At 69.2% G+C, this 9188-nt stretch carries 8 protein-coding genes; 3 read left to right on the top strand and 5 right to left on the bottom strand.

Going from position 1 to position 9188, the window contains the following annotated elements; genetic code table 11:
• Positions 1-258: 258 nt before the first annotated feature.
• The 3 genes from ACT3S3_RS15015 (at position 259) to ACT3S3_RS15005 (ending at position 2647) form a co-directional block, all read left to right on the top strand.
• On the top strand, positions 259-828 hold the full coding sequence (locus ACT3S3_RS15015) for a GNAT family N-acetyltransferase (RefSeq protein ID WP_301443641.1): 570 nt from the start codon (positions 259-261) through the stop codon (positions 826-828).
• Positions 829-891: 63 nt separating this feature from the next.
• Positions 892-1815 (top strand): oxygen-dependent tRNA uridine(34) hydroxylase TrhO, encoded by a 924-nt coding sequence (gene trhO, locus ACT3S3_RS15010; RefSeq protein ID WP_441578983.1) that lies wholly within the window; start codon positions 892-894, stop codon positions 1813-1815.
• A 64-nt stretch (positions 1816-1879) separates the two neighbouring features.
• Positions 1880-2647, top strand: coding sequence for a hypothetical protein (locus ACT3S3_RS15005; protein ID WP_441578984.1), 768 nt, complete (start codon positions 1880-1882; stop codon positions 2645-2647).
• A gap of 15 nt (positions 2648-2662) precedes the next feature.
• Here the strand turns inward: ACT3S3_RS15005 and purT are convergent, their stop codons facing one another.
• The 5 genes from purT to ACT3S3_RS14980 all read right to left on the bottom strand — a co-directional run bounded on the left by purT (position 2663) and on the right by ACT3S3_RS14980 (position 9131).
• Positions 2663-3937 (bottom strand): formate-dependent phosphoribosylglycinamide formyltransferase, encoded by a 1275-nt coding sequence (purT, locus tag ACT3S3_RS15000; RefSeq protein WP_441578985.1) that lies wholly within the window; start codon positions 3935-3937, stop codon positions 2663-2665.
• A gap of 56 nt (positions 3938-3993) precedes the next feature.
• Entirely contained in the window at positions 3994-4950 is a 957-nt protein-coding gene (locus tag ACT3S3_RS14995) for a TauD/TfdA dioxygenase family protein (protein ID WP_441578986.1), read from the bottom strand.
• Between the two features lie 74 nt (positions 4951-5024).
• The gene (locus ACT3S3_RS14990) at positions 5025-5837 is read right to left on the bottom strand and encodes a MerR family transcriptional regulator (protein ID WP_441578987.1); all 813 of its coding nucleotides are present in this window, start codon (positions 5835-5837) and stop codon (positions 5025-5027) included.
• 103 nt (positions 5838-5940) lie between these two features.
• The gene (locus ACT3S3_RS14985) at positions 5941-7089 is read right to left on the bottom strand and encodes an ATP-binding cassette domain-containing protein (RefSeq protein ID WP_441578988.1); all 1149 of its coding nucleotides are present in this window, start codon (positions 7087-7089) and stop codon (positions 5941-5943) included.
• A 29-nt stretch (positions 7090-7118) separates the two neighbouring features.
• Positions 7119-9131 (bottom strand): fructose-specific PTS transporter subunit EIIC, encoded by a 2013-nt coding sequence (locus ACT3S3_RS14980; protein ID WP_441578989.1) that lies wholly within the window; start codon positions 9129-9131, stop codon positions 7119-7121.
• Positions 9132-9188 lie beyond the last annotated feature (57 nt).

Genomic DNA, 9188 nt, shown 5'->3' with positions numbered 1-9188 from the left:
CGATCGCCACGCCCCCACGCTCCATCTTCGCCCCTGTGTCGTCTCCCCGGGCCCCGAACCCCGGGCTTCCCGGAGTGAGCGATACAGGAAAATCATCTCGTTATTCACCGTGAAAAATTATAATGTCCAGTGCAACTCCGGACCCCGAAGGCGCCACAAACTCCCAGGTCCACGCGTTTTTCTGCGCAGAACAGGAAAAAACGGCTTTTCTTCCGTCTTTTGGTGATTCATGACGTTCATACCGTTATCCTTAACGACATGAGCGACACCACGAACACTGCCGGCAAGAACCCCGCCACCGAGGCACCGGAGATCCACATCACCGGCAAACAGGTCCTGAACATGCAGCCCCAACAGGTCCACGCCCTGTACAAGCTGCGCGTGGACGTCTTCGTCAACGAGCAGCGCTCCAGCTTCCCCGAGATCGACGACACCGACATCGACCCCGGCACCCACCAGCTCCTGGCGTACGTCCACCCCGGCTCCGGCCCCGACTTCCCCTGGGGCGTGCCCGACCCGGGCTCGCCGCTGCGCCTCGTCGGCACCCTGCGCGTCTTCGGCCCGCCCGAGGAACAGCACATCGGACGCCTGTGCGTGCACCCCGACTTCCGTGGCTTCGGCATCGCCTCCCAGCTGGTCGACGACGCCCTCGAGGTCATCCGTGGCCGTGCCGCGGCCATCGACCCCAACGTCCAGAAGACCGTGGTGAAGATCGAGGCGCAGACCTACCTGATGTCCTTCTACAAGTCCTACGGCTTCGAGGCCACCGACGAGCCCTTCATGGCCGAGGGCATCGAGCACCAGGAGATGCACCTCACGCTCGACTAGAGCGCGGACAAGAGCCCGGCCTAGGTGCGTCGGACCGGTCCCACCGGCGATAGAATCATCAGGGTGGGAACCAAAGGCACCAACTCCGAGACGCGCATCCTCCTCTACTACCGCTTCACCCCCGTCGCGGACCCGACGGCGGTGATGCTGTGGCAACGCACGCTCTGCGAGTCACTGGGGTTGCGCGGCCGGATCATCATCAGCCGCCACGGCATCAACGGCACCGTCGGCGGCTCCCTCACCAGCGTGAAGCTCTACATCCGGCGTACCCGCGAGTACCCCGGCTTCCACGACATGGAGTTCAAGTGGTCGCCCGGCTCCGCCGAGGACTTCCCGAAGCTGTCGGTGAAGGTGCGTGAGGAGATCGTCAGCTTCGGCGCCGCCGAGGAGCTGCAGGTCGACGAGCACGGCGTGGTCGGCGGCGGAACCCACCTCTCCCCCACCCAGGTCAACGAGCTGGTCGAACAGAAACGCGCCGACGGCGAGGACGTGGTCTTCTTCGACGGACGCAACGCCATGGAGGCGCAGATCGGACGGTTCAAGGGGGCGGTCGTCCCCGAGGTCGACACCACCCACGACTTCCTCCGCGAGATCGAGTCCGGCAAGTACGACGACCTCAAGGACCGTCCCGTGGTCACCTACTGCACCGGCGGCATCCGGTGCGAGGTGCTCAGCTCGCTGATGCGCAACCGCGGGTTCACCGACGTCTACCAGATCGACGGCGGCATCGTCCGCTACGGCGAGCAGTTCGGCGACGACGGGTTGTGGGAGGGCTCCCTCTACGTCTTCGACAAACGCATGCACATGGAGTTCAGCGAGGACTCCGTGCCCCTCGGCGCCTGCGTTCATTGCGGCACTGCGACCAACACCTTCCACAACTGCGTCAACGGCGACTGCCGGGAGATGGTGCTGCTGTGCGACGCCTGCGCGGCAGCGCCGGCCACGGCGCACTGCGGCGGGGACACCTGCCACGCCGCTGCGTCCTGACGCGGCCCGCTACCCTTAAAGTCAGTTGACGTACCTTCGCGACCTTCAAGCAGGAGCCCACCCCATGACCCGCAACCGTCGAGTCGCCACAGCACGCACCGTCGCAACGCTGGCGACCAGCACCGTCCTGCTGTTCGGCCTCTCCGCCTGCTCCTTCGAGACCGTCTTCACCACCACGCAGGACGACGGCACCGCCGACCGCGCGCAGGCGCTGTCCGCGCCCGGCAGCGCCGAGCTGTGGCGCACGTCCGGCACCGGGCCGGACGTGCTCAACGCCGACGCGCAGGACGGTTCGGCGATGTCCTTCGTCGACCCCGACCTGCTGGAGGACGGCGAGCTCCCCGCCCGCATGAGTGTCACTGAAGCGCAGTCGCTGCAGGTCCTGCAGAAGATCGCCGACATGGTGGAGCAGGAGGGACGCCGGATCTCCGAGGTCGCCTCCCTGCGGGTCTACCTCACTCCCGAAGACGGTGCCGGGACGGCCGACTTCGAGGGGTGGGAGCGCGCCTACCGCAAGTTCTTCGCCAACCTCGACCCGCTGACCGGCGACTCGTTGCTGACCGGCACCTCGGCAGTGACGCTGACTGCGGAGACCAGCCCCTCGTCGAGCTCCGCGACGTCCGAACCGTCCTCCCCGTCGGCGTCCGCAATCACCTCGGCACCGTCCTCCCCCGGCACCGAGCCGACCGACACCACCGGGGACGACGAGGCCCCCTACTCCGGGGACACGAACCCGACGAAACCGACGGTGGTCACCGTCGGCGTGGCCGAACAGCCCGTGGCCGGGTGGCTCGTGCAGGTCGAGGCCGAGGTCCTCTACGACAACGACTAGTGACGGATTAGGACGCTAGGCGCGTCCCCAGCCGTCGGTGACAACCTCAGGGGCCGCAACCTCAACAGGCTCAATACCGACGGTGACGGCGGACGCGGCCTGCGTGGCGCGCTCGCGGGCGCCGTCGACCGTCTCGGCGGTGGAGAAGGCCACGCCCATGCGGCGTCGTTCATGGCTGACCGGCTTGCCGAAGATGCGGACCTCGGTCTCCGGGACGCACAGGGCGTCCTTCAACCCGGTGTAGGTCGGGGCGGCGTCCGGCGCGCCACCCTCCACGCCGCCGTAGATCACCGCGGAGGCGCCCGGGGAGATCAGCGTGGTGTCGATCGGCAGGCCCAGGATCGCGCGGGCGTGCAGGTCGAACTCGCTGAAGCGCTGCGAACCCATGGTCACCATGCCGGTGTCGTGCGGGCGGGGGCTGACCTCGGAGAAGTAGACGTCGTCACCCTTGACGAACAGCTCCACGCCGAACACGCCGCGCCCCCCCAGGGCGCCGGTGATGCGCGCGGCGACCGACCGGGCCGACTCCAGCGCCGCCGTCGTCATCTGCGCCGGCTGCCAGGACTCCACGTAGTCGCCCCGGTCCTGACGGTGCCCGATCGGCTCGCAGAACCAGGTGGCGTCCTCCCCGGAGTCCGGATCCACCGAACGCACCGTGAGCAGCGTGATCTCGTAGTCGAAGGGCACGAACTGCTCGATGATCACCCGGCCCGACGACACGCGCGCCCCACTCATCGCGTACTCCCACGACGTGCGGATGTCGTCCTCCGAGCGCACGTAGGACTGCCCCTTGCCCGAGGAACTCATCACCGGCTTGACCACGCACGGCATGCCGATACGCTCCACGCCCTCGGTGAACTCCTCGTAGGTGGAGGCGAAGACGTGGCGGGAGTTCGGCAGGCCGAGGTCACGGTCGGCGAGGGTACGGATGGCCTCGCGGTTCATCGTCAGACGCGTCGCCCGGGCGGTGGGGATGACCGTCGCCAGGCCCTCGTCCTCCACGTCCTGCAGCGCGTCGGTCGCCAGCGCCTCGATCTCGGGGACGACGAAGTGCGGACGCACCTTCTCGACGAGACCGCGCACGGCGGCGGCGTCCGTCATGTCGATGGTGTGGTGCGCGTCGGCGACGTGGTGCGCCGGCGCCCCGGCGTAGCGGTCGGCGGCGTGGACCTCGACCCCGTAGCGCTGCAGGGCGATCGTCACCTCCTTTCCGAGCTCCCCGGATCCCAGCAGCAGGACCCTCGTGGCGTTGGGCGCGAGAGGTGTACCGATGACGTCAGGCGTGTACATGGGACAAGACGCTACCAGCCGCGTCGCGGGAAACCCGCAGTCTCGTCAGGGTGCAGTCACGCCACCGCCAGGTTTCCCGGGTAGCCGGGCAGGCGGTCCTCCTCGTCGACGACCGAGTACGCCGAGGCGTCCCCGGTGATCACGCGCGAATGCTCGCCGGTGACACTCACCGGCACGGGCCCGGCGAGGGTGACGCGATGGTTCTTCCGCGCCTGGTCGCCGAAGTCGGCGACCCCGTAGTGCTGGGTGGCCAGGTTGTCCCAGATCGCCACGTCGCCCTCCTCCCAGTGCCAGCGCAGCGTGTTGTCCGGCGACAGGATGCGGGCCTGGAGCAGCCGGACGAGGTCACGGGACTCGTCGTCGCGCAGGCCCGCCAGGTGGGAGACGAACTGTCCGAGCAGCAGCGAGCGCTCCCCCGTCGCGGGGTGGACGTGGACCACCGGGTGTTCGGTCTCGAAACGGACCCGGGTGAACTCCGCGTAGGAGAAGCCGCTGGAGTCGGTCGAGTCCTTGTTCTGCGCCTGCTCCCGCGCCGAGGCGTAGTCGTAGTCGTTGGTGTGCACCGCCCACAGCCGGTCCGCCAGCTCGCGCAGCGGCTCCGGCAGCCGCTCGTAGGCGGCGACCGTGTTCGCCCACTCCGTGGCCCCGCCGTAGCCGGGCAGTTCCACGGCGCGCAGGATCGAGATCTTCGGCACCCGGTCGACGAAGGACACGTCCGTGTGCCAGGCGTTCGCCGCCCCCTCCAGGATGAGACTGTCCTGACCGTGGGAGGCCACGGTGGGGTGCGCCAGCGTGGGCGTGCCCAGCAGCCGGGCGAAGGCGTACTGGGAGTCGTCGGTGAGGTGCTGCTGGCCCCGGATGATGAGGACCTTGTGGACGGCGAGCTGGGAGCGCAGCCACCCGGCGGTGTCCGGGTCGAGGTCGCCGTCGAGACGCAGACCCTCGACCTTGGCGCCGACGCTGTGGGACAGGCGGGTGAGTTCGATAGACTGATCTGTCTGTTTCTTGGTCATGGGGTCAGCCTGGCACAGCCCGCCGGGACCGTGCACCGGTTCCGGTCAGGGTGAATCGAAGTGGGCCCGACGGCTCACCAGCGGGGATTGTCCAGGTCCACTCCCCGGTCGGCAGCGTTCGCCTTGATCAGCTCCACCAGGTAGTCGGTGTGGTCCACCCCGTCCACCGTCCAGTTCATGCGGAACCGGTCGTCACCGACGTACATCGCCGACAGGATCACCTGACGGTCGTGCGGGCAGTCGTACCACTGCGAGATCGAGCGACGCTGACGCTCCGCCAGGGCATTGCCTTCCTCCGAGCCCGGCGCGACGTCGCGGCCGTGGGCCTCGGCGAGCGCCCGGGCGAAGTCGTCGCCCTCTGTGCGGACCGCCGCCCAGTCGTCCTCCCCCATCTTCTCCATGACCTGCTGCGAGCGACGCCATTCCTCGGTGTCACCCCAGCGCTCCTCGGCCTCGCGCTGGTAGTCGGGGTCCCAACCGTTGCCGAGGATCTCGCGCACCCGCTCAGCGGGGACCGGGCCCGTGTACACGCCTGACTCCGTCTCTGCGAGCAGGTCCTCCACCGCGGCGAGCATTCTGTCGACCCCGTCGCGGCGGTCGCGCAGCATCTCGCGCTGGCGCAGCAGGTGCGTGCGCTCGTCGGCACCGTCCAACATCTCCGCGATCTCGCCCAGCGGGACGCCGGACTCGCGGTAGACGAGGATGCGCTGGCCGCGGACGAGGTCGTCGTCGGTGTAGATGCGGTAGTCCGACCAGGTGCGGACCTGTGGGACGAGCAGCCCCTTCGCGTCCCAGTGGTGCAAGGTGCGCACCGTGACGCCGAGGAAGTCGGCGGCCTGGCTGACGGTGAGTTCTGTGTTCTGTTCGTTCTGTTCGTTGTGTTCCATACCCAAGATCCTCGCCCCTGACGCCGCGTGAGGGTCAAGCGTTACTTTCCGAGCCGATTCTGTCGATGTCCTACAACGAAGCCGACCGAATCGGCTCGGATAGTTACAGGACGTGGGACCGGTCGCTGACAGCGTCGGCAAAGGCGGCATTGTGACAGGACCACAGCACCGCCGGCGACGGCAGTTCCCGCGATGCGAGCCCACTGTCGGCCAGTGCGGCGTGGTACTCCCCGACCGCGTAGCCCCGCATCACCGTTGTCAGCCATGCGTACCCCTCCGCGTCCAACCCCACGGTCGGCTCGTCGAGGATCAGCAGACCCGGCCCCCGCACCAGCGCCGCGGCGACGGCGAGCATCCTGCGCGGCGAGCTCGGGACGTCCAACGGGTGGACGTCGCGCCACCGCTCCAGCCCCACCCACCGCAGCGCGACCTCGGCGTGGGCGGCGTCGGTGCCCACGGCGAGTTCCTTGAGCACGGTGCGGCGCGAGAACGCCGCGTCCATCCCCGTCGGCGCCCAGCCGACGACCGGCGCCTCGACGGTCCCGCCGCACGGCAGCAGGCCGAGGACGGCGAGCATCAGCGTGGTCTTGCCCGACCCGTTCGGCCCGGCGAGGTGCGTGACCTGCCCGCCCTGCGCGGTGAAGCTGACCGGGCCCAGGGCGAAGGAGCCGCGGGACACCGTCAGGTCGCGCACGGACAGCACCGTGCCGCGGGAGGACGCGGCGGAGGCAGCGTCCGGTACTGGGTCCGGCACGGGGTCAGGTGCAGCGGCGGGCGTGGCGTCCAACCGCATCTCGTGGCGCGCGTCGTCGGCGAGCACGGTACGCACCCGGTCGTAGACGGTGACGTCGCCGTCGAAACCGGCGAGGGTGCGCCGCAGGGTCTCGACGGCCGCGGCGTCCAACCCGTCGGTCGGGCAGTCCAGCACCAGGGCGCCGGGATCGCGCAGCAGGGCCGCGGCGATGGCGACCCGGCGCGTCTGGCCGGTGGACAGCCGGGAGGGTTCGCGGTCGGCGAGGGTGCGCAGCCCCCAGGTGTCCATCGCCGAATCGATCCGGGTGGCCATGACCTCCGGTGCGATGCCCTGCTGCTCCATGCCGAAGGCCAGTTCCTCGCGGACGGTGGAGCGCAGCAACGAGACGTGGGCGGCGGCGTCGTTACCCACCCAGGCCGCCCCGGATTCCTCCGCGGCGGCCCACGCGTGTTCGGACAACCCGGCCCCGGAGGACGCCCAGATGAAACGGTCGATCATGAGGTGACCGTACCAGTGGCGGTGTCCCGTCAAGCCCTCTGCGCTTGCGTCCCCGCCCCCTGCACCTCCTCGACACCGAGGTCCTTCACCAGGTCGACCACGGCCCCCGCCGACGTCGCCCGCCGGAGTGACTCCCGGAACTCGTCCCTCATCAATGCACGGGCGAGCTTCGCGAGGACCCTGAGGTGCTGCTTCCCGGCATCCTCCGGCACGGCGATGAGGAACACCAGGTCGACAGGCTCACCGTCCGGGGCGTCCCACTCCACGGGGGCCTGGAGACGTCCGAAGACCAGGGTCGGGACGCTCACCGCGGCGCTGCGTGCGTGCGGGATGGCCACGCCGTGGCCGACCGCGGTGGTGGACTGCGCCTCACGGGCCAGGGCGGCGTCCACCACGCCCGGAGCGTCGAGACGTCCCTGCTCCTCCGCCTGACCGGCGAGGGCACGGATCACCGCGGCCGCATCCCCTGTGTCCGCTGTGTCCGCTGTGTCCGCCGCGGGAACCAGGTCGAGGACGACGGTGCCCGCGTCGATGAGGTCCGGCGAGGCCGGCTCCGTGTCGGGGCCCTCATCCTCCCCCACCTCCGGTGCACCCGTGGTGACCACCATCAGCAGCAGCGACACCGCGGTCGTCACGGCGATGCCGACGACCAGGGCCAGGAAGAACCAGGCGATGCCCTCGACAGCCCCCAGGACGGCGACGATCGGCCCACCGTGCATCACGTTGTCCTTCACCCCGAACATGCCCGCCAACGCTCCGGCGACCGCACCACCGATCACGTTGGCGGGGATGATCTGCAGCGGCCGGGCGACAGCCAGGGGAATCGCACCCTCGGAAATGCCGAAGAAACCCATGAAGAGCCCGGCGATCCCGGCGTCACGCTCCGCCTTGTTGAACCGGCGGCGGGCGAGCAGCGTCGTCACACCGGCGGCGATCGGCGGCACGGCGATCGCCACCGCCGCCATGCCCATCGGCGCCGCGTTGCCGGTGGCGATGAGACCACCGGCGAAGAGGAACGCCGTCTTGTTCAGCGGTCCGCCCATGTCGAAGGCGATCATGGCCCCGATGATCGCCCCGAGCAGCAGCACGGACGACCCCTGCATCCCCTCCAGTCCCTCCGTCATGACCTCGAAGAGTGTGGCGATGGGGTTACCCAGCAGGTAGATGAACAGACCACCGACGATGAGGGTGGTCAGCACGGGGATGACGATGATCGGCCAGATCGGCTGGATGTACTTGTGGACCGGGATCCGCCGGATCGCCAGGGCCACGCACCCGGAGAGCACACCGGTGACGATGCCGCCGAGGAACCCGGCGTCCGCCTCGGACCCGTACAGGTCGCCGGTCACCGCCACGAGCCCGGTCACGAAACCCGGCGCGAGTCCGGGCCGGTCGGCGATGGCCATCGCGATGTACCCGGACAGGACCGGAACCATCAGGGAGAAGGCCAGACCACCGAGCTGGTTGAGCGTGTCCCAGAACGTCCCCTCGGGAATGACCAGCCCTTCGGCCGTGGGCTCCCCGCCCAGGGACAGTGCCACGGCGAGCATCAGCCCTCCGGTGACGACGAACGGGATCATGTGGGAGACGCCGTTCATCAGCGCACGGTAGAGGTCGTCCCCGAACGTCCTGATCCAGGACCGTTCCCCCGCCGCCGTCCCGGCACCGCTGCCACCGGTGCCACCGGCACCATCGACGCCGGCGTCCTCACCGCTGCTCGTCGGTGCGTCCAACGCCCGCCGGAGCACCTCGGCCGGCCGCTTGATGCCGTCGTCCACTCCCGTGGACAGCAGCGGCTTGCCCGCGAACCGGGAGGTGTCGATCTTCATGTCCGCCGCGACCACGACCGCCGCGGCCTCACGGACCTCCTGGTCGGTGAAGGAATTCTCCACCCCGATGGACCCGTGGGTCTCCACCCGGACCCGCACGCCGGCGACGTCGGCGGCCCCCTCGAGGTTCTCGGCGGCCATGTAGGTGTGGGCGATTCCGGTGGGGCACGCGGTGATCGCCAGAACGAGTGGCGGGGTCTCTGATGACGTCATCGTTTCGAGGGTAGAGAAGTTCACTGCGGATAATTGCACACCTACCTCATGTAGGGG

Source organism: Corynebacterium sp. AOP40-4SA-5, assembly GCF_052377355.1.
Taxonomy (GTDB): domain Bacteria; phylum Actinomycetota; class Actinomycetes; order Mycobacteriales; family Mycobacteriaceae; genus Corynebacterium.
The sequence above is the reverse complement of the archived record's forward strand: the minus strand, read 5'-3'. Positions and strand labels throughout refer to the sequence as shown.